This window comes from Hymenobacter sp. BT730, assembly GCF_030542105.1.
GTDB lineage: Bacteria > Bacteroidota > Bacteroidia > Cytophagales > Hymenobacteraceae > Hymenobacter.
This window is the reverse complement of the sequence record NZ_JAUOFB010000006.1, coordinates 39,313-58,435: the sequence shown is the minus strand read 5'-3', so window position 1 is coordinate 58,435 and position 19,123 is coordinate 39,313. Positions and strand designations below refer to the sequence as shown.

Here is a 19,123-nt window from a genome sequence, read left to right as displayed (position 1 = left end):
ATAGAATTGCTGGATAATTCACCTTCTATCTATCCATTTTCTTCATGATTGCACCTATACTCCGGGCCAGTTTGCTCACTGGATTATTAGGGTTGAGTACCTTATCCATTTCTGCTCAAACAACACGAGTTTCTACTCAAATAACGGCTTCTGCCGATTCCGCTAAAGCTGTGAAACGCCTGTTTGCCAGTCGTCGTACGGGCAGCGCCATCTTAGGCTTCCCGGCTGGTTACTTTCTGGGATATGGTGCGGTGGCTAGCGCCCAAGGGGTATATGGAGCAGGGAATATGCTTGGCATAGGCGTAATACTTTCAGGTATTACCATTGCTAAAAGCGTGCGGTTTAGTAAACAACGGGAAGAAGAAATCATCACCGCCTACCAGCAAGGCAAACCAATTCCTAAAAACATTCGACGGCGTTTAAAGCCTAAGCATTTCAAAGGGTATACTGATGCTGTATAACAAAAATCCCTGCTGCCATATGGCAGCAGGGATTTTTGTTAATTATTCTTACTTACCAGACCGCCGGAATTTCCACTTTGTTAAACTCGATGTAACCTTCTTCCACCTCAGAGCTGGCAAGGAATTACGCTGCGCTAAGCTCGCGCCGGTCCGGATGCCAGTAAAACCCTTTCACAATCAGCCAGACCGCCACCATTATCTGAATGGGAAGCAATGGCATGGCCATCTGTCCGATGGAGGGGTAGCCAAGGAACATCATTAAGGTTACGCCAATGAATTGCAGGGTAATTCCAATAACTCCCAGCACCGCTAACGCACGCGGGACCAGCTGGAAGCGTAACAGAGAAATATAGAAGACAAATATCCAGGCACCAATAGCAAGCAGCTGCGTAGCGTGGGCTGAGCGTCTCGCGGAAGCAACGGCCGCACCAACCACCTCATAGAGCTCGGAATTGGTGGTGCCGGATTCAACGAACCGATTGCTGATAGCCAGCATCGACATAATAGTGCCGGCCTGCACGATATCCAGGGTTGCACTGATGGCACAAACAACCAAGAACAATAGCGCCGCCGACTTACTATAGCGCCGGAATACCGGATATGCCGTGACCCCCAGATATACCGTTAGCGCGGCACCCACAAAAGAGAGAAGCACCGCCGCGCGAATCTGAAAGGAATGCGCGGCCACAGCAGTCAGAAAAGCCGGCGAGCCAACCGTTATGGACTTAGACAATATAAAGGGCAGCGTGAGAGCGGCCGCTAACTGCAGCAATAACAGAATGCCAACTTTTCGGCCAATGGTAAATGCATCACGGGATGAAGATTCAACATGCTTTCCTTCCTGGGTAATGGCATCAGTGGGTTGCGTGGCCATGGCTTTAGTTGAAGCTTCGTATGAATTATAAAGCCAAACTAAGCTTATAAATGAGCACTGCAATAGAATGGGAAGAAACTAAACCTGCCTTCGTTTTTTCGTCCCACAGCCAATAACAAAAAGCCCCGCTGACACATGCCAACGGGGCTTTTTGTTAATCAATGCTAATTATCCAACGGCCGGAATTTCCACGTTGTTAAACCGGATGTGGCCGTCTTCCAGCACAGCTTCCACCACGGCATCCTTGCTCACGCGGCCGGAGAGAATGTCCTTCGACAGCTCGTTCAGCACCAGGCGCTGAATCACGCGCTTCAGTGGCCGGGCACCGAAGGTCGGGTCGAAGCCCTGCTCGCCGAGGAAGTCCAGCACCTCGTCGGTAGCTTCCAGCCGGATGCCGGCTTCTTCCAGCCGCTGCTGAATCTGCTTGAACTGGATATCCACGATGCGGCGAATTTCCTTGCGCTTCAGCGGCTGGAACATCACAATCTCGTCGATGCGGTTCAGGAACTCCGGGCGCATGTGCTGCTTCAGGCGCTCTACCACTTCCTCGCGGGTGCGGTCCACCACTTCATCGTGGTTGTATTCATTCAGCTCCTTAAAGTTCTTCTGAATGATGTCGGCGCCCGTGTTGGAGGTCATGATGATGATGGTGTTCTTGAAGTTCGCCACCCGGCCTTTGTTGTCCGTGAGGCGGCCATCATCCAGCACCTGCAGCAGGATGTTGAACACATCGGGGTGGGCCTTCTCGATTTCGTCGAGCAGAATCACCGAGTACGGCTTGCGGCGCACGGCCTCCGTCAGCTGGCCGCCCTCATCGTAGCCCACATAGCCGGGAGGTGCCCCAATGAGCCGCGATACGGCGTGGCGCTCCTGGTACTCGCTCATATCGATGCGCACCATGGCGTTTTCATCGTTGAACAGGTACTCAGCCAGGGCCTTGGCCAGCTCGGTTTTACCCACGCCGGTGGTGCCCAGGAAAATGAAGGAGCCAATGGGCCGCTTGGGGTCCTGCAGGCCGGCGCGGGAGCGGCGCACGGCATCAGAAATGGCCGCAATGGCTTCGCTCTGGCCGGCCACGCGCTTGCCCAATTCTTCCTCCAGGTGCAGCAGCTTCTCGCGGTCCGATTGCAGCATTTTGCTCACCGGAATGCCCGTCCACTTGGCCACCACCTCGGCAATGTCCTCCTGGGTTACCACTTCCTGCAGCATAGAGCCGCCTTCTTTGCTGGCGTTGGCAATGTCCTGCGCCTCTTTCAGCTTGGCTTCGGCTTCCTGAATCTTGCCGTAGCGCAGCTCGGCCACGCGGCCGTAGTCGCCCTGCCGCTCGGCCTGGTCGGCTTCCAGCTTGTAGCGCTCAATGGCTTCTTTTTGCTCCTGAATGTTGGTGAGCACCGATTTCTCGTTTTCCCACCGGGCTTTCAGGTCGTCGCGCTTCTCGCTCAGCTCGCTCAACTCCTTGCTCAGGATAGCCTCACGGTCCTTGTTGTTTTCGCGGCGAATGGCTTCGCGCTCAATTTCCAGCTGCATGATGCGGCGCTGCACCTCGTCCAGTTCCGCGGGCATGGAATTCAGCTCGATGCGCAGCTTGGCGGCCGCCTCGTCCATCAGGTCAATGGCCTTGTCGGGCAGGAAACGGTCGGTGATATAGCGGCTGCTCAGCTCCACGGCGGCAATAACGGCGTCGTCTGTAATCCGCACGCCGTGGTGCAGCTCGTACTTCTCCTTGATGCCGCGCAGAATGCTGATGGCATCTTCCTGCGAAGGCTCATCCACCATTACGGCCTGGAAACGGCGCTCCAGGGCCTTGTCCTTCTCAATGTACTTCTGGTATTCCTTGAGCGTGGTAGCGCCAATGGAGTGCAGCTCGCCGCGGGCCAGGGCGGGTTTCAGCAGGTTGGCCGCGTCCATAGCGCCTTCGCCACCGCCGCCGGCTCCAATAAGCGTGTGCATCTCATCAATGAACAGAATAATCTGCCCATCGGAGTCGGTTACTTCTTTGATGACGGACTTGAGGCGCTCCTCAAACTCGCCCTTGTACTTGGCGCCGGCCACCAGCAAGCCCATGTCCAGGGACATGATGATCTTGTCCTTGAGGTTTTCGGGCACATCGCCGGCCACAATGCGCTGGGCCAGGCCCTCCACAATGGCGGTTTTACCCACGCCGGGCTCGCCCAGCAGCACGGGGTTGTTCTTGGTGCGGCGGGAGAGAATCTGCAGAACGCGGCGGATTTCCTCGTCGCGGCCGATAACAGGGTCCATTTTGCCGGAGCGGACCTGCTCGTTCAGGTTGCGGGAGTAGCGGTTCAGGCTCTGGTACTGGTCTTCGGCGGTCTGGCTAGTAACCTTTCGACCCCCGCGCAGCTCCTGAATAGCGGCTTTCAGGTCTTTCTCATTAAAGCCCGCATCCTTCATCAGCGTAGCCACGCTGTCTTTGCCGCCCAGCAAGCCCAACAGCAGGTGCTCTACGGATACATACTCATCCCCGAACTCCTTGAGGTAGCCTGAGGCGCGCTGCAGCGCCGAGTTAGCATCGTTGGACAGATACGGCGAGCCGCCACTCACCTTGGGGTAGGCGGCCACAATAGCATCCAGACGCGGGGTAAGAATATTCAAGTTGACACCCAGCTTTTTGGCCAGAAACGACAACACATTCTCGTCGCTCTGGAAAAGACCCTTCAGCAAATGGCCCGTTTCAATGGCCTGCTGCTGGTTGGCGCCGGCAATTTCAGTGGCCTTTTGCACGGCCTCCTGTGCCTTAATGGTATAGTTGTTAAAGTTCATGGCTGATAGGGCTTAAGTAGATGCTTCGGTTAAGAAGTTCTACGAGTGGCCTAGCAAACCGGGTGCAGAAGAGTTTTTGCTGTCTTTTTGACCGTGTAATTGAAATTTAACCGAAATAAATCAGACAAAAAAGCAGTATGATCTTTGTTGAGCGCATAATATGGTTAGTCGGATCCTATAACTGTGCAGTTAGTTTAGTAAGTGCTTCTTTCACCGTTGGGACACTAGTACAGATTCTTGGGTCCATAAAATTTCCGCCGAATCCGGTTTCCTCTTTGGATGCTCTTTTAAGAAGCTTCTCTAAGTCTTTTTTCAAATCTTTGGGATTATAAGAGGCCAACGTCCATACTGCTACCGTCTTAGGGAAGTCGCCCGTTGCCTTGTCGTTAAGCATAGCCAGCAGTTGCTGTTTTGATTCCGGTGTGTTAATACCTGTAAGGGCACGAGCAGCACTCAACTGTGCATGAAAATTACTGGTATCGTGCAGGAAGGGAAGAACAAGCGCATAGTTACTGGTCAATCCTAGATGAAACATTGTTTCTAAGGCCACATGCTGTAAAAAGAAGGTTGACATGCCTTCTTCGTCAATTTTAGCAGGTGCTAAGGCAAGTGACTTCTTAATGAAGTCATTGATATAAGCAGTGTCAAAATCTTGCCCATGGTATTTGCGAAAAATAGCAGTCATAGTAGGCTCATATACCGACTGCGGAACAGATGCTTGATGATAACTATGGCGGTATGTAGCCCGAACATTCTTATTTGCTACAGGCGCAAATCCTGAGGTTGGGGTAGCTATACTATAGACGCCCGCTGCATTTTTCTTTAAAAAGAAGTAACAGGTATCAGTTTTCTCAAAATGAAACTCAGGTCCGTGGCCACCGGAGGAACTACAGATATCAAGCTGATAAAAATTATTTATTGTAATGATGCCCGAGAGGTTACTGCCATCCAATGAACGGATAATGTTTGCCGTCAATCCTTTGTCTGGATCAGACGATATGACCTTAGCCAAAACGAAAAAATCGGCATTTTTTACTACCTGTTCGTGCCAAGGCTCATTATAGGTAAGAGCCTGTACAGAGCGGTTGTTAAAAAGCAAAAGAATAAATAGAGTAATATAGAGCAGACGCATGGGCAGGTGCTGATATGAAGAGAAGATTTTCGGTCAGAAATTGTAGTGAAGAATAACGTAACTGGGAATAAGCGGCAAACTACGTTGGGGCAACCCGGCAAGAGAACAGGCAATGGAAGGCGTAGCCTCACGAACGGTACGCTAAACTTGCGTCAGCACCGCAGTATTGGAGAAACAGGGGATGGAAGCCGGAAAAACCGCGCAGCTTATTCTCCCTTCCGAAATACCTTCTTCACCAGCAGCACTATTTTCTCAACTACGAAACCAATCATTAACCCGCCAATAGCACAGGATAGCGCCTTGGCAAGCCATGCTACCGCCGGTAGGTGGGCTAACGCCTCTTCCAGATCGTGCAGTAAATGAGCGGTAAATGGAATGCCGTGGGCTATAATTTCGGCCCCTACCCAAAGCATGGCGGCCGTGCCCACATAGCTTAGGATATTCAGGAAGTGCGGCATGAATTTTACGATGCCGCGCCCCAGTTTTTGGGTAGCGGGGTGGTATTTATCCTGGGCCATATGCACCCCCACATCATCGGCTTTCACAATTAAGCCCACAAAGCCATAAACTGCCACCGTAATAAAAACGGCCACGGCAAGCATTACGAAAACCTGGTTTAGGATCGGCTGGTCGGTTACCTGGCTATAAGCAATGGCCATAATTTCGGCCGACAGGATAATATCGGTACGTACGGCCCCTGCCACGCGCTCCTTTTCCAACTCCTCCGGCGTAATCCTTTCTACTTGCTCGCTTTCCACGTCCACCTCGTGGTGCTGGCTAAACATAGAGTGCACCTTTTCATACCCCTCGAAGCATAAATACGCCCCGCCCAGCATTAGAATAGGCGTAATGGCCCAAGGGGCAAAATATCCCAGTACCAGGGCGGCCGGGCTCAGAATCAATAATTTATTGAATAGTGATTTTTTGGCTATCTGATAAATAATAGAAAGCTCCCGGGATGGGTCGAGGCCCACGACATATTTGGGCGTCACCGCCGTATCGTCGATGACAATGCCGGATACTTTGCCGGTGGTTTTGGCTACCTGGGCGGGTACGTCATCTAAACTAGCCGCGCTTGCTTTTACCAAAGCGGAAATATCATCCAGTAGCGCAAAAAAACCTGAAGTCATATTCTGTGTGCTCGTTACCTGATTGCCGTTATCAAACGTTTATGGCGGTAGTGCTCCGCTCAGCTGGCCGGCAAGTTATAGCGGTTTTGCGAACGGGGCATGACTTGCCCTTACTGCGGCAGAGCCCTAACCAGCGCGGGCATGTAGCTCATTGGACCAGCCAGGTGATAGAGGTGGTACTGTACTGACGCGCAGCGGCAGGCTACGCAGAACCAAGTCCGGCTGCAAGCGGTGCGAACGGCGGAAGGCGTAGCCTCCCGCCAGGAATTTTCAGGAGTTACGCTCCGTTAAACTCGCGCCAGTACAGGGCAAAGCGGTAGAGGAGCTGCTTCGACAAGCTCAGCATGTCAGGCAGGCAAATGCTCTGCAACGAAACCCAGCCAGCGGAGCAATTTAGATTACTACAAATCTTTCCTGCTTAAACAAAAGGCAGGTGTTCTACCTTTAGGCAGAGTAGACATACGTTTGCCAGCTGGCCTGAGTATCTGACGCCGAAATTGCATAGCATGAGAACTTCTTTGAAAGGGCAGGATGCTCCGCAACAGCAAGAAATATCGACTCTGGAAGAGATAGTGCAGCGGCAGGGAGTTCACGCGGCACTGAAGTATCTCAACAGTCGAACGCCGCACCGCTATACCGGTATCTTCCGCTTTGATGGCGACGTGCTGCACAATGAACTGTTGTTTGACCGGTACGATTCTGAGTTGCTCAAAGGCGGCGCTACGCCCATGGAAGCCACCTACTGCTCCCTGGTTGGCCGGCAGGAAGCTCCCCTGGAAATCACCGATTCCGCGGTTGACGACCGGGTGAAAGGCGTGATTGATACTTCTGTGGTGTCGTATTGTGGCGTACTGATTCAGGATGAGGCGGGTAAGCCTTTCGGTACTCTTTGCCACTATGATATGCAGCGCTGTGAAGAGCGCACCACGGATTTGCCTCTGCTGCAGGCTGCTGCCGCTATGTTCTATCAGAAGCTACAGACGGGCAAGACTAAGTAAAGCCTTTATATCCATAAACAAGAAATGCCCCGCAACCTCTCCGGTTGCGGGGCATTTCTTGTTTATGGATGGTTATAATATTCTGTAGGCTAATAATTTAGGACGCAATTCTATGGTTAATGAACTACGACGCCAACTGCCCGTTCTGAGTTGAGCCAGCGGTACTGGCCCGGCGGAACAGCCAACCCGAAACAGCCCACAGCGCAGCGAAAACCATATTGGCCCCGAGCACATTCACCAGGCCCACCTGGGGTTCAGCGGTGGCGGGTGAGGGCAGCCAGATAAACACCGCTATAATGGTAGCTACCACATACGTGAGTGAGGCCGCGAACATGGCATTAGACATGCCCCGGGGCCGGAAGCGCGCCACTATGGCCCCGATGATGGCAACGAGAAGCACCGCACCAAACAGCAGGTTCACGGGGTTGTCCTCGCTCCCGACCAGCCCCACCGCCAGCTGCGCCCAGACCAGCAGGAGCCCGGCCAGCACCGCCACGCCCACGGCCATTCGATACGTGGTGTTGTTCCATTTCCCCGCCACCAGGGTATACGTGAGGCCCGTACCAAATAAGAGCGTGCCGGCCACCACGAAATCGAACAAGGTCCAGGTTACTCCCGTGTTGAATTGCATGGCCACCAGGGGTATCAGCAAGAGGAACGCTGTGACAAGGGCAATGCGCAGAATGCTTTTGTTGAGGGTCATGAGAGTAAGTCTTTAGTGTCAGTTATAAAGCAACTAAAAGAACTTTGTATTTCAAAGTAAGTGCCTGTTATTTTGTTTGGGGTATGGGTAAAGTAATTGTAGAAAGGGCTTTAGCAAGCTGTGCTGCGGATTTAGCCCAACAGAATTGCTCGTTCCACGTGGAGCTGCTGCAGAAAAACTTCGTCGTGCGATACCACGATAAGCGTGCCGTAGTAGTCGTGGAGGGCGGCCGTCAGGATTTCCAGGTTCTGGATGTCCAGGTTGTTGGTGGGTTCGTCCAGGATGATGAGGTCGGGGGCCTGGTGGCTAATCATGAGGCAGCACAGCAGGAGCCGCATTTTCTCGCCCCCGCTCAGGATGCTGCAAGGTTTGTCCCAATACGCCCTGGTAAACAGGAAGCGCGTCAGGCGAATCTTGACTTCGTGCTCCTGCAGCCCCGAGGTATTGAACTGCTGGGCCTGCTCATACACTGAGAGCTGGTCGTGGAGGAGGGAGTAATCCTGATCAATGAACACCGCTTTATTCCCGGCCCGGTATAGCGTGCCCTGCGTCGGTTCCAACTCACCCAGCATCAGTTTGATTAAGGTCGTTTTGCCCGACCCGTTCAGGCCGCGTAGCGCCAGCCGCTCGCCGCTTTGAATCTGGAAGTTTAAAGCCTCGCGCCACAGCAAATGGGAGCCGTAGTCATAGTTCAACTCTTGGGCAGTAAGCAATATTTTGCCTTTGTGCAGGGTAGAGTTATCAAAGCCGAGCTTCATTTTGTCGGTATCGGGCAGCTCCTGGCGCAGCTCACTCAACTCCTGCGAAAGGGCACCCACTTTCTCGGCATGGATGCCCTTGAGGCGGGCAGAACTGTTTTCGGCGCTATTGCGCATCATGCCAAGCATAATGGTGGGCAGGCCTGCCTTATCCTGATTCTTCTTACCGCGGGCGTCCTGCTTTTGCTTGCGTTCCAGGGCCTCGCGCTCGGTCTCTTTGGCTTTGCGCAGGGCTTTTTCCCGGCTCTTCACATCCTGGCTCAGGGCATTGCTTTCCACCTGCTTCTGCTCGGCGTAGAACTCATAATTGCCCCCGTACAGCGTAATTCCCCGCTTGCTCAATTCACACACGGAATCGAGCAGGTTCAGCAGTTTCCGGTCGTGGCTTACTACCAGCAGCGTGCTGGAGCTGGTTTGTAGGAAGTGGTAGAGCAGCTGCCGGCCGGCGGTATCCAGGTGGTTGCTGGGCTCGTCGAGCAGCACGATTTCGGGTTGGTGAATGGCTATGCCGGCCAGGAAAACCTTGGTTTTCTGCCCGCCGCTGAGGCTGGCCATGCGTTGCGTGAGGCTCAACTCCGCCAGTCCCCACTGTAGTAAGGCCTCCTGGCTGCGTTCCTCAATGGTCCAGTCATCGTCCAGCACAGCCAGGTTAGAGTCCGTGGCCTGGCCATCCAGGATTTCCTGCAAGGCCATGATTTTGCCTTCGATGTGCAGGGCCTGCGCTACCGTCAGGTCGTCGAACTGCCCGAAATGCTGCGGAATATAATACGGCGTGGAACTGGCCTGTACGTGCCCGCTGGAAGGCGGCAGAAGGCCCGCCATAATTTTCAGCAGGGTAGATTTTCCGACGCCATTATTGCCAATCAGGGCAATTTTCTGGTGGTGGTTGACGGCCAGATTCAGGCCATCGAACAGCACATCTTTATTGGGGTGTGCATACCCAAGGTTTTGTAGAAGTAGCATGAATTCTTTCGCAAAAAGCAATGGGATATAGCCATCCGCCGCATGGGTTGGCTACTCGTTTTTTGAAAGAAATCAGCTATTACATAAACCAGGGTTTTATGGAGATGGCCGCAAAATTAAGACTTCTTACGCAATGTCACCTAAACGCTTCTGCAGCCTGGGTAAGCAAGAGCAGCGTTGTGCCGGAACCGCAGTTGGTTACGTAACTAATCTATTATATTCCATTCTGCTAGATTCCTGTTACTACCACACTTCATCCCGCCCATAGCCATGAATACCACTGACCTGTTAGGCCCCTTAAAGAATGCCACGCGCCACGAAATTGGCGGTGTACAAGTTGATGTAGTGCAAACCGGCAACTCGCGCGTGAAACGGATGGTGTATCCGGTGGGGTTCCGGTGGTCGAAGGACATCAAGCCGAAGGTGGGCACAGAGCTTTGCCAGCACGCGCACGTGGGCTTTCTGGCGGCCGGCCACCTCGCCGTTCAGTACGCCGATGGAGCAGTGGAAGAGTATGTAGCGCCGCAGGTAGTAGCCATCGCGCCGGGTCACGATGGCTGGGTGGTAGGCGCGGAGCCTGCCATTCTCATTCAGTTTGATTTTGAGGGCGAAACGGTGGAGCGCCTGGGCCTGAAACGGTCGTAAGCAAAGCACCCGATAACGCGCACGGTCCGGTGGCCCGTACACGCTTCGTTTCAACCAGTCTTGCTTATGCTCACCTGGCACATTGGCTGTTCCGGCTACCACTACCGCCACTGGAAAGGCGTGTTTTATCCCGATAAGCTGCCCCAGCGCCGGTGGTTTGAGTTCTACAGCCAGCATTTCCAAACGCTGGAGCTGAACGTGACTTTCTACCGGTTTCCGCAGCTTTCTTTTCTGGAAACCTGGTACGAGGCCAGCCCCGCTGACTTCCGGTTCTCGGTAAAAGCTCCGCGCCTTATCACGCACTATAAGCAGTTCAACAACACTACCCAACTGCTCACTGATTTCTACGCCACGGTGCAGGAAGGGCTGCGCGACAAGCTGGGCCCCGTGCTCTTTCAGCTGCCCCCGCGCATGGCCTATTCCGAAGACCGGCTGAACCGCATCCTCGACAGTCTGGACCCCGCTTTCCGCAACGTGCTGGAGTTCCGGCACTCCAGCTGGTGGACGGCGGAGGTGTATCAGGCCCTGGCCAACCGGGGCGTGATATTCTGCGGACAAAGCCACCCCTTGCTGCCCGATGCCGTGGTGCAGACCACCTCTACCGGCTACTACCGCCTGCACGGCGTGCCCGAGCTGTATAAGTCGCCCTACGAAGAAGACTTCCTGCGCCGACTGGTGCAGGAAGTGCAGGAGGCGGAAGTACCGGTGCAGGAAATGTATGTCTACTTCAATAACGATATTGATGCCTCCGCTATTGGCAATGCCCGGCAGCTGCTGGCGTTAGTAGGGCAGTAGCCGGTTGTCATCTTCACTTTTTCTTTCCTTCCCATGCTCGACCTTGTCATTGATGCCCGGCCGGCGGCCATTAGCGCTGGGTTTAACGTGCGGCGCATTCTCCCTTATCGGCTGCGGCGCATGCTGGGGCCGTTTATTTTCATGGACCACGCCGGCCCCGTAAATGCTACACCATCGGAAATGCATAACCTGGACGTGCTTCCGCACCCGCATATTGGCCTTAGCACCGTGAGCTACCTGTTCGGCGGCCAGGTAACGCACCGCGACAGTCTGGGCGTGGAGCAGATCATTCGGCCCGGCGAAGTAAACTGGATGACGGCCGGCAGCGGCATTGCTCACTCGGAGCGGTTTGAGGACCCGGCCGCGCTGGCCGGCGGCGCCCTGGAAATGATTCAGACCTGGGTAGCCCTGCCCGAAGCTGCCGAGGAATCGGCACCGGCCTTCACCAACTACCAGCCGCAGGAGCTGCCCATCTTCACCGAGCCCGGCGTGTGGATGCGGCTCATTGCCGGCGACGCTTTTGGGCTGAGAAACGACGTAAAAACCCACTCCCCGCTATTTTATCTGCACGTGGTACTGCAGCCGGGTGCCCGCTTCGGGCTGCCGCGCGGCTACCCTGAGCGCGGCGCCTACGTGGCCAAGGGCAGCGTAGAAGTGGGCGGCCAGCGCTACACGGCGGGCCAGCTGCTGGTGTTTACCGCTGGTCAGGACCCGGTACTGGTGGCCCACGAAGCCAGCACACTCATGCTGCTGGGTGGCGAGCCATTAGGGGAGCGGTTTATCTGGTGGAATTTTGTGTCCTCGCGCCGGGAACGGATAGAGCAGGCCAAAGCCGACTGGAAGGCCGGGCGCATTGCTTTGCCCCCAAACGATAATGCCGAGTTTGTGCCCCTGCCCGAGGATAAGTCCCGGCCAGCGGGCTCTCCGCCGCCGCAGGCGCTTTCTTAAGGAAAAGGCTTTCCAGGCCGGGCTTTAGATGATTCACTACAGCTTGAAAACGCCCACGCCTTCCAGCTACTAGTAGCTGGAAGGCGTGGGCGTAGTGTTAAAGCCTTATTTGTGTTCCTCGTGCAGTTGGGAGTTCATCAGCGTGGCCAGTACAGAATCGGGCAGGAGCAGGCTGGAGAAGAAGTTTGCCTTGGCGGTGAAGGTGGGCAGGGAACGGGCCTCGCCATCCATCATGGCATCATAGCCATCCTCGGCCACCTGGCGGGCATCGGCGGTGCGGTGGGCGGCGCGGGTATTCTCGGCGTGCGCCGTGCGGAAGAAGTTGGTATCGGTGGGGGGAGGGCAGAGCAGGGTCATAGTAACGGCCGATTTCTGCTGTTTCAGCTCGTGCTGCACTGCCTCCGTGAAGCTGAGCACAAAGGCCTTGGTAGCGGCGTACACGGCCTGGCAAGGACTGGGCGAGAAGGAGGCCACCGAGCCCAGCTGCATAATCCGGCCTTCGTTGCGCGCTACCATTTCCCGCAGGTAAAGCTTGGTGAGGTGCACTAAGGAGGCCGCATTTACCTGAATGATATTGAGTTCGGTCTGAAGGTCAGTATCGGTGAAATAGCCGGTTTCACCGAATCCGGCATCGTTCACCAGGGCGTCAATCCGTAGGCCGCGCTGGGTGGTTTCGGCATAAATCTGCTCAGAGCTTTCGGGGAGGCTCAAATCATAGGGCAGCAGCACAATGTCTATGCCCCCAAATTCCTGGTGAATCAGGCGGGCAGCTTCTTTCAGCTCATCGAGGTGACGGGCCACGAGCACGACGCGGTAATCGTCGCGCGCGAAGCAGCGGGCCAGCTCGAAGCCAATGCCGCTGGAGGCACCGGTAATCAAGGCGGTTTGGTCGTTCATGGCTGTAAGTGTTAAGGGTGAATGGAATTCTATATAATTTACTGATAAACAGACAAATTAATTCCGAAAAGGCGGCTTGGGAGGACTACGTAAAGTGGGGTTGCGGTAGGAAATAGCGCCAAATTCGCTCTATATGCGTTTTTGTATATAGTTATTATTTTATGTAATTATATGATTGGCCGGTTGCCGCTCCTAGCCAACGCTCTTTTGGGCGCATAGCAAGCTAGTGCAGCCCATGGAAGGTGCCATAGCTGTTGGGCGGGCTTCTAAGACATGTTTTATCTAAAGGAAAGAGGGCCATGCTGAAGGAAAAAATAAACCCCTGGCTACTGGCGTTGGCCGCACTGGCGGGTTGTGTCACCAAGCAGCAGAATACGAGCAGCGCAGTACCGCCCGCGCGGCAGCCTGTTACCGTGACCAGCTGCGCCGCGCCCATCATTGCCGATACGGCCTGGTACACTTCAGGCAAGAAAGCGCCGAAGCTGCCGGGGCTAACGGGCATCACCATGTCCATCTCCTCCCAAAAGCCAGAGGCAGTAGCTTATTTTCAGCAGGGAATGATGCTGGCGTATGGCTTCAACCACGCCGAGGCGGCCCGCTCGTTTTACGAGGCCATTCGGCAGGATTCTACCTGCGCCATGGCCTACTGGGGTTACAGCTACGTGCTGGGGCCTAATTACAATGCCGGTATGGAGCCCGATAATTTCAGCCGGGCCTACAAAGCCGTGCAAACGGCGCAGCGCCTGGCCGCCCGGGCCACGCCCAAAGAGCAGGCCCTGATTGCGGCCCTGGCCAAACGCTACCCACCCACGCCGGTTACGGACCGCTCCGCTTATGACAAAGCCTACGCGGCGGCCCTCAAATCCGTGTTTCAGCAATACCCCACCGACCCCGACATTGGGGCCATGTACGCGGAGGCGCTGATGGACCTGCATCCATGGGACATCTGGCAGAAAAATGGCCAGCCCCAGCCCTGGACGGCGGAAATCATGAACACGCTGGAGCAGGTAATCAAGCAAAGTCCCCAGCATGCCGGGGCCAACCACTTCTACATTCACGCCACCGAGGCCTCGGCTCACCCGGAAGCGGCCAACCACAGTGCGCAGCTGCTGACTTCGCTGGTGCCCGGCGCGGGCCATCTGCTGCACATGCCTTCCCACACCTACATCCGTACCGGCGCCTACCATGCGGGCACGCTGGCCAACCTGCGCGCCCTGCAGGCGGATAGCAGCTACACGGCCGCCTGCCACGCGCAGGGCGCTTATCCCTTGGGCTATTACCCGCACAACTACCACTTTCTAACAGCCACTGCTACCCTGGAAGGCAACCAGGAGCTGGCGTTACGTGGCGCCAGAAAGCTGGCGGCATACGTCAACAAGCCCCTGATGAAGGACCCGATGATGGGGCCCTCGCTGCAGCATTTCTATACCACGCCCTATAACGTAGCCGTGAAGTTTGGGCGCTGGGATGAGGTGCTGGCCATGCGTAATTTCGATACCACGCTGGTGTATCCGCAAGCCATCCGGCACTATGCGCGGGGCATGGCCTGGGTGGGTAAAAAGAACCCGACTAATGCCAGAAAAGAGCTGGCCAGCCTGCGCATTCTGGGCCGGGATACAGCTGCGCTAAAGGGGATTCTATTCGGGATTAACCAGATGCACGCCATTACTGAAATTGCCCAACGGGAGCTGGAGGGTGCTATTCTGCAGCAGGAGGGCAAGTACGAGCAAAGCATTACGGTGCTGCGTGAAGCCGTAGTCCTGGAAGACCAGCTCAAATACAACGAGCCGCCAGACTGGTTTTTTTCCGTGCGGCATCAGCTGGGAGCGGTGCTGCTGGTGGCCAAAAAGTATCCGGAGGCCATAGCGGTGTACCAGCAGGATTTGCGGCATCTGCCTCATAATGGCTGGGCGTTGTCGGGCTTGTACCAGGCCTATCTGGCCTCTGGAAATACGGCCCAGGCACAGCAAACCAAGCAGAAACTGGACGCCGCCTGGCGGTGGGCTGATACCAGGCTGGTAGCCTCAGTAGTGCAGTAGATTTTGGCGGGCGCCACTTAGTGCCTTGGTCATTAGCAGATGAGGCAGGCGTTGATTGACTGGACTAGCTACTCAGCCCGTTACTAGTCGGTAAAGGAGAGAGTTGTCGCAGCAGGGTATACAGCATATGGTACACTTCCCGTAGCTGCTCGGGCTCTACCAGGGCAGCATCCTTGGAAAACGTCAGGTACACTTCAGCGTCGGCATCGTGCGAGGCAGGAGCCAGCGTGAGGCGGAATTCCTGGTAGCGCAGCAGCATCTGACGCACTGCCGGTTCCGAGAGCAGCAGGCGGCGCAGGGCGTCCGTATCGTTGGTAGTGATGATGAAGGCGGCGTCCAGCTCCGGGTCGCCCAGCTCTACATCGGTCAGGCCTAGAAACTTGCCTATTTCATGCACCCAGTCCTGCTCGTGCAGGGCAAAGCGCAGGGAGGTGTGGTTAGGCACCCGGGCCGTAAACTTGGTAGTTTCATAGCCACCCTCAAAGCCGCCGCCTAAGTCAATGTCTATATCCAGCTCAATGTGGTAGCCGTTCTGAATCAGCTCCGCGTTGTATTCTAATAATCCTTCTTCCCGCTTAATATCAGCAGATACCTGCTGCCACAGGGCTTCTTCGGTTTCAGCAGAAAAAGTATGCACGGTGTTCATGGCGGCAGGAGTAGAGGATAAAGGGCATAAGGTTTTCCGTTGCTTACTACATTGGGTGCCTGGAGGTTTCTCCCGCACACTCCCGCACTAATCAGCCAGCAGCTGCCGCTCTCGCAGCCAATCAAAAATAAGCTGGTCTACAGCCGATACCAACGGCCGGTGCCGGTACGTGAGCCACACTATTTCCTCTATTTCGGCGGCGGGTTGCAGCTCTCCGGTATAAGGGGCACTGTAGCAGGTCATCTGCACCCGGATACCATCGGGGTGGCCGTGCGCGGGCGCTTCAAAAGTGCCTTGGTACACTATACCAGCCGTGTCCAGCTGGACGGTCAGCTCTTCCTGAATTTCGCGCAATAGAGTTTGCGTATCGGTTTCGCCGGCTTCGCGCTTGCCGCCGGGAATGTAGTACCGGTCTTTGCCCCGGCTGCGGGTGCTCAGCAGCCTGCCTTCGTGCAGGTGCAGCCAGGCAATTTTATCTATAAGTTTCATGGTTGAATTTATCGTTAAGGAGCCTGCAATTTCGGTGAAAAGGCAGGCTGCCGGATGGCCAACGGCACATTATCTATCTGGATAATATCACAACTCCTACCAAAAACCGCGTAGAAGGACGCTCCCACCAATGGTCCTCTCTGATGCCCGCTTACCATATTGGCTGCTCCGGCTTTTCGTACCGCGACTGGAAAGGTGTTTTCTACCCGCCGGAAGTGCCGCCGCGCAAGTGGTTTGAGTACTACTGCACGCAGTTTAACACCGTGGAGCTGAATGTGACGTTCTACAAAATGCCGGAGCTGGGCTTTCTGGAAAAGCTCTACGACCAGAGCCCGCCCGGTTTTCAGTTCGCTGTGAAAGCCCCGCGCCTGGTAACGCACTACAAAAAGTTTAATGCCGAGGCCGAGCCAGTGCTGCAGGATTTCTACGGCACCATTCAGGAAGGCCTGCGCGACAAGCTGGGTCCCGTACTTTTCCAGCTCCCGCCCAAAGCCGCGTATACTGAGGAGCTGATGGCCCGCCTGCTGCATTGCCTGGATCCTGCCTTTACCAACGTAGTAGAATTTCGGCACCTAAGCTGGTGGGAAGGGGAGGTGTACCGCGAACTGGCCCGCCACCGCATTGCCTTTGTGGGCCAGAGCCACCCCATGCCCCTGCCCGACGAAGTAGTGGCCAACACAGACGTGTTGTACTACCGTTTTCACGGCGTGCCGGAGCTCTACAAAACGCCCTATGATGAGGTTTTTCTGCAGCGCATTGCGCACGAAATACAGGCCGCCAAACAGGTAAAGCAGGTGTACCTCTATTTCAATAATGGCATGGGTGGCGCAGCGGTAGGTAATGCCCGCCAGATGCAGCAACTGCTGGATTAGCTCTGTTAAGGCCTCTTATTTTCGATTTCCTGAAAGGGTGGGAAAGTGGTGGTAATAAACGCTACTTTTCCACCTTCTACAGCTACTTCCTCTTACACTTCAATTTCTCCCATAAGCAAGATGATAAAAGCTTTTCTACGTCTGCTGCTGGCCCTACTAGTGCTGGTACTTCCGGAAATAGCCCTGGCCCAAACCCCGGCCATTCAGCGCATCAACCCTACCAATTGGTGGGTAGGCATGAAGCGGCCCAATCTGCAGTTGCTGGTGTATGGTCCCAACGCCGGCACGCTTACTTACACTATTGCTTACCCTGGCGTGAAGCTGGTGAAAACCAACACCGTCGAGAACCCTAACTACGCTTTCCTGGACCTGACCATTGCGGCCTCGGCCAAGCCCGGCACCGTGCGGATTGTGGGCAAAAAAGGCAGCCAGACCGTCACCAAAACCTGGGAGCTGAAAGCGCGCGATAATTCCCCCAAAGGGCAGGGTGTCACGCAGGCCGATTTCATCTACCTGGCCATGCCCGACCGGTTTGCCAACGGCGACCCGAGCAACGATAAATTCGCCGACCTGCGCGACCCCAACCACGACCGGAATAACCCCTTCTTCCGCCACGGCGGCGACCTGCAGGGCGCCGCCCAGCGCATTCCTTATTTAAAAGACCTCGGCATTACGGCCATCTGGTTTACGCCCGTTATCGAGAACAACCAGCCGCTCACCAACGAGGGCGGCACCATGCGCGCCTCCTACCACGGCTACGGCTTCACGGACCAGTACAACATTGACCGGCGCTTTGGGGGCAATGAGGCGTACAAATCCTTTGTGCAAAAGGCCCACGCGGCCGGCCTGAAAGTAGTGCAGGATGCCGTATACAACCACGTAGGCAACACCCACTGGATTCTGCAGGATTTGCCCATGAAAAGTTGGCTGCACCAGTGGCCCACCTACACCAACACGTCCTACCGCCAGCAGCCCATCACGGACCCGCACGCCTCCCAGATAGACCGCAAGGTGACGCTGGATGGCTGGTTTGTACCCTTCCTGCCCGATCTGAATCAGGGCAACCCATATGTGGCCAACTACCTGATTCAGCACGCCATCTGGTCGGTGGAGAACTTTGGGGTAGATGCCTGGCGCATTGATACCTACATGTACAACGACCAGCCGTTTATGAACCGCTGCAACGCGGCCCTGCTCACGGAGTATCCGCGCATCCACATCTTCGGCGAGTCGTCGGTGAATAACGTGGTGGACCAGTCGTACTACGTGAAAAACAACATCAACTTCCCCTTCAAATCCAACCAGCCCGGTGGACTGGATTTCGTGCTGGAAGGCGCCATGGTAGAAGGGCTGAAGCACGAGGGCAACGCCCAGCGTATGTATGAGGCCCTGGCCCAGGATGCCGTGTACCAGGACCCCACCAAGCTGGTCACGTTCCTGGATAACCACGACCACGACCGGTACCTGTCGGTTATCGGCGAGGATTTCGACAAGTACAAAATGGGCCTTACGTGGCTGCTTACCACCCGTGGAATTCCCAGCATGTACTACGGCACGGAAATCCTGATGAAGAACTTCAAGAACCCCACCGATGCCGAAGTGCGCAAGGACTTCCCCGGCGGCTGGCCCGGCGACAAGGAAGACAAGTTCACGGCGGCCGGTCGCACGGCTCAGGAAAATGCGGCCTTCCAGTTTGTGCGCACCCTGGCCACCTACCGCAAAACGCACCCTGCGCTGCACTCGGGCAAACTCATGCAGTACCTGCCGCAGGACAACCTCTACGTGTACTTCCGCTACAATGACAGTGGTACTGTGATGGTAGCTACCAACCCCACCGATAAAGTAGCAGTGCTACCCACGGCCCGCTTTGTGGAGCGCACCAAAGGCTTCACCAAAGCCCGCAACGTACTGACCAACGAAACCATTAACGACATTTCCACCCTGCAACTGCCGGCCAAAACCGCCCTGGTGCTGGAACTGCAGAAGTAGGAC

General features: G+C 55.4%; 17 protein-coding genes. 8 read left to right on the top strand and 9 right to left on the bottom strand.

The window, feature by feature from the left end:
* Positions 1 to 44: 44 nt before the first annotated feature.
* Positions 45 to 461 (top strand): hypothetical protein, encoded by a 417-nt coding sequence (locus Q4G72_RS14905; RefSeq protein ID WP_303312229.1) that lies wholly within the window; start codon positions 45 to 47, stop codon positions 459 to 461.
* Between the two features lie 124 nt (positions 462 to 585).
* On the opposite strand, the gene Q4G72_RS14900 is transcribed toward Q4G72_RS14905, so the two are convergent.
* From Q4G72_RS14900 to Q4G72_RS14885, 4 genes are all read right to left on the bottom strand, one after another.
* Positions 586 to 1,335, bottom strand: coding sequence for a DUF4386 domain-containing protein (locus Q4G72_RS14900; RefSeq protein ID WP_303312228.1), 750 nt, complete (start codon positions 1,333 to 1,335; stop codon positions 586 to 588).
* A gap of 168 nt (positions 1,336 to 1,503) precedes the next feature.
* Positions 1,504 to 4,116 (bottom strand): ATP-dependent chaperone ClpB, encoded by a 2,613-nt coding sequence (gene clpB, locus Q4G72_RS14895; RefSeq protein WP_303312227.1) that lies wholly within the window; start codon positions 4,114 to 4,116, stop codon positions 1,504 to 1,506.
* A gap of 175 nt (positions 4,117 to 4,291) precedes the next feature.
* Positions 4,292 to 5,248, bottom strand: coding sequence for a hypothetical protein (locus Q4G72_RS14890; protein ID WP_303312226.1), 957 nt, complete (start codon positions 5,246 to 5,248; stop codon positions 4,292 to 4,294).
* A gap of 206 nt (positions 5,249 to 5,454) precedes the next feature.
* Positions 5,455 to 6,378 carry a DUF808 domain-containing protein gene (locus Q4G72_RS14885; protein ID WP_303312225.1) on the bottom strand — a complete coding sequence of 308 codons (924 nt, stop codon included), beginning with the start codon at positions 6,376 to 6,378 and terminating at the stop codon, positions 5,455 to 5,457.
* Positions 6,379 to 6,884: 506 nt separating this feature from the next.
* Here Q4G72_RS14885 and Q4G72_RS14880 point away from each other — a divergent pair.
* On the top strand, positions 6,885 to 7,376 hold the full coding sequence (locus tag Q4G72_RS14880) for a hypothetical protein (protein WP_303312224.1): 492 nt from the start codon (positions 6,885 to 6,887) through the stop codon (positions 7,374 to 7,376).
* Positions 7,377 to 7,500: 124 nt separating this feature from the next.
* On the opposite strand, the gene Q4G72_RS14875 is transcribed toward Q4G72_RS14880, so the two are convergent.
* Complete coding sequence (locus Q4G72_RS14875) at positions 7,501 to 8,079, bottom strand: hypothetical protein (protein WP_303312223.1); 579 nt, start codon at positions 8,077 to 8,079, stop codon at positions 7,501 to 7,503.
* 131 nt (positions 8,080 to 8,210) lie between these two features.
* Positions 8,211 to 9,800 carry an ABC-F family ATP-binding cassette domain-containing protein gene (locus tag Q4G72_RS14870; protein WP_303312222.1) on the bottom strand — a complete coding sequence of 530 codons (1,590 nt, stop codon included), beginning with the start codon at positions 9,798 to 9,800 and terminating at the stop codon, positions 8,211 to 8,213.
* Between the two features lie 270 nt (positions 9,801 to 10,070).
* Here Q4G72_RS14870 and Q4G72_RS14865 point away from each other — a divergent pair, with 270 nt between their 5' ends.
* From Q4G72_RS14865 to Q4G72_RS14855, 3 genes are all read left to right on the top strand, one after another.
* Positions 10,071 to 10,445: a cupin domain-containing protein gene (locus Q4G72_RS14865; RefSeq protein WP_303312221.1), complete on the top strand. Its 375-nt coding sequence runs from the start codon at positions 10,071 to 10,073 to the stop codon at positions 10,443 to 10,445.
* A 66-nt stretch (positions 10,446 to 10,511) separates the two neighbouring features.
* Entirely contained in the window at positions 10,512 to 11,240 is a 729-nt protein-coding gene (locus tag Q4G72_RS14860) for a DUF72 domain-containing protein (RefSeq protein WP_303312220.1), read from the top strand.
* A 33-nt stretch (positions 11,241 to 11,273) separates the two neighbouring features.
* Positions 11,274 to 12,188, top strand: coding sequence for a pirin family protein (locus tag Q4G72_RS14855; RefSeq protein ID WP_303312219.1), 915 nt, complete (start codon positions 11,274 to 11,276; stop codon positions 12,186 to 12,188).
* A gap of 105 nt (positions 12,189 to 12,293) precedes the next feature.
* On the opposite strand, the gene Q4G72_RS14850 is transcribed toward Q4G72_RS14855, so the two are convergent.
* Positions 12,294 to 13,085, bottom strand: coding sequence for an SDR family NAD(P)-dependent oxidoreductase (locus Q4G72_RS14850; protein ID WP_303312218.1), 792 nt, complete (start codon positions 13,083 to 13,085; stop codon positions 12,294 to 12,296).
* A 299-nt stretch (positions 13,086 to 13,384) separates the two neighbouring features.
* Here Q4G72_RS14850 and Q4G72_RS14845 point away from each other — a divergent pair, with 299 nt between their 5' ends.
* On the top strand, positions 13,385 to 15,124 hold the full coding sequence (locus Q4G72_RS14845; RefSeq protein WP_303312217.1) for a tetratricopeptide repeat protein: 1,740 nt from the start codon (positions 13,385 to 13,387) through the stop codon (positions 15,122 to 15,124).
* 64 nt (positions 15,125 to 15,188) lie between these two features.
* Here Q4G72_RS14845 and Q4G72_RS14840 read toward each other — a convergent pair whose 3' ends face one another.
* Both Q4G72_RS14840 and Q4G72_RS14835 read right to left on the bottom strand, forming a co-directional pair.
* A complete protein-coding gene (locus Q4G72_RS14840; protein ID WP_303312216.1) occupies positions 15,189 to 15,770 on the bottom strand; it encodes a hypothetical protein in 582 nt (193 codons plus the stop codon).
* Positions 15,771 to 15,857: 87 nt separating this feature from the next.
* Entirely contained in the window at positions 15,858 to 16,259 is a 402-nt protein-coding gene (locus Q4G72_RS14835) for an NUDIX hydrolase (RefSeq protein WP_303312215.1), read from the bottom strand.
* A 143-nt stretch (positions 16,260 to 16,402) separates the two neighbouring features.
* Here Q4G72_RS14835 and Q4G72_RS14830 point away from each other — a divergent pair, with 143 nt between their 5' ends.
* Both Q4G72_RS14830 and Q4G72_RS14825 read left to right on the top strand, forming a co-directional pair.
* Complete coding sequence (locus tag Q4G72_RS14830; RefSeq protein WP_303312214.1) at positions 16,403 to 17,131, top strand: DUF72 domain-containing protein; 729 nt, start codon at positions 16,403 to 16,405, stop codon at positions 17,129 to 17,131.
* Positions 17,132 to 17,251: 120 nt separating this feature from the next.
* Positions 17,252 to 19,120 (top strand): glycoside hydrolase family 13 protein, encoded by a 1,869-nt coding sequence (locus Q4G72_RS14825; protein WP_303312213.1) that lies wholly within the window; start codon positions 17,252 to 17,254, stop codon positions 19,118 to 19,120.
* Positions 19,121 to 19,123: the final 3 nt, after the last annotated feature.

Bases quoted from the DNA above. Each gene is read 5' to 3' on its own strand.
- Q4G72_RS14825 (WP_303312213.1), top strand. From the start codon at position 17,252: ATGATAAAAGCTTTTCTACGTCTGCTGCTGGCCCTACTAGTGCTGGTA.
- Q4G72_RS14855 (WP_303312219.1), top strand. From the start codon at position 11,274: ATGCTCGACCTTGTCATTGATGCCCGGCCGGCGGCCATTAGCGCTGGG.
- Q4G72_RS14835 (WP_303312215.1), bottom strand. From the start codon at position 16,259: ATGAAACTTATAGATAAAATTGCCTGGCTGCACCTGCACGAAGGCAGG.
- Q4G72_RS14850 (WP_303312218.1), bottom strand. From the start codon at position 13,085: ATGAACGACCAAACCGCCTTGATTACCGGTGCCTCCAGCGGCATTGGC.
- Q4G72_RS14880 (WP_303312224.1), top strand. From the start codon at position 6,885: ATGAGAACTTCTTTGAAAGGGCAGGATGCTCCGCAACAGCAAGAAATA.
- Q4G72_RS14865 (WP_303312221.1), top strand. From the start codon at position 10,071: ATGAATACCACTGACCTGTTAGGCCCCTTAAAGAATGCCACGCGCCAC.
- clpB (WP_303312227.1), bottom strand. From the start codon at position 4,116: ATGAACTTTAACAACTATACCATTAAGGCACAGGAGGCCGTGCAAAAG.
- Q4G72_RS14905 (WP_303312229.1), top strand. From the start codon at position 45: ATGATTGCACCTATACTCCGGGCCAGTTTGCTCACTGGATTATTAGGG.
- Q4G72_RS14870 (WP_303312222.1), bottom strand. From the start codon at position 9,800: ATGCTACTTCTACAAAACCTTGGGTATGCACACCCCAATAAAGATGTG.
- Q4G72_RS14890 (WP_303312226.1), bottom strand. From the start codon at position 5,248: ATGCGTCTGCTCTATATTACTCTATTTATTCTTTTGCTTTTTAACAAC.
- Q4G72_RS14845 (WP_303312217.1), top strand. From the start codon at position 13,385: ATGCTGAAGGAAAAAATAAACCCCTGGCTACTGGCGTTGGCCGCACTG.
- Q4G72_RS14900 (WP_303312228.1), bottom strand. From the start codon at position 1,335: ATGGCCACGCAACCCACTGATGCCATTACCCAGGAAGGAAAGCATGTT.
- Q4G72_RS14830 (WP_303312214.1), top strand. From the start codon at position 16,403: ATGCCCGCTTACCATATTGGCTGCTCCGGCTTTTCGTACCGCGACTGG.
- Q4G72_RS14885 (WP_303312225.1), bottom strand. From the start codon at position 6,378: ATGACTTCAGGTTTTTTTGCGCTACTGGATGATATTTCCGCTTTGGTA.
- Q4G72_RS14875 (WP_303312223.1), bottom strand. From the start codon at position 8,079: ATGACCCTCAACAAAAGCATTCTGCGCATTGCCCTTGTCACAGCGTTC.
- Q4G72_RS14840 (WP_303312216.1), bottom strand. From the start codon at position 15,770: ATGAACACCGTGCATACTTTTTCTGCTGAAACCGAAGAAGCCCTGTGG.
- Q4G72_RS14860 (WP_303312220.1), top strand. From the start codon at position 10,512: ATGCTCACCTGGCACATTGGCTGTTCCGGCTACCACTACCGCCACTGG.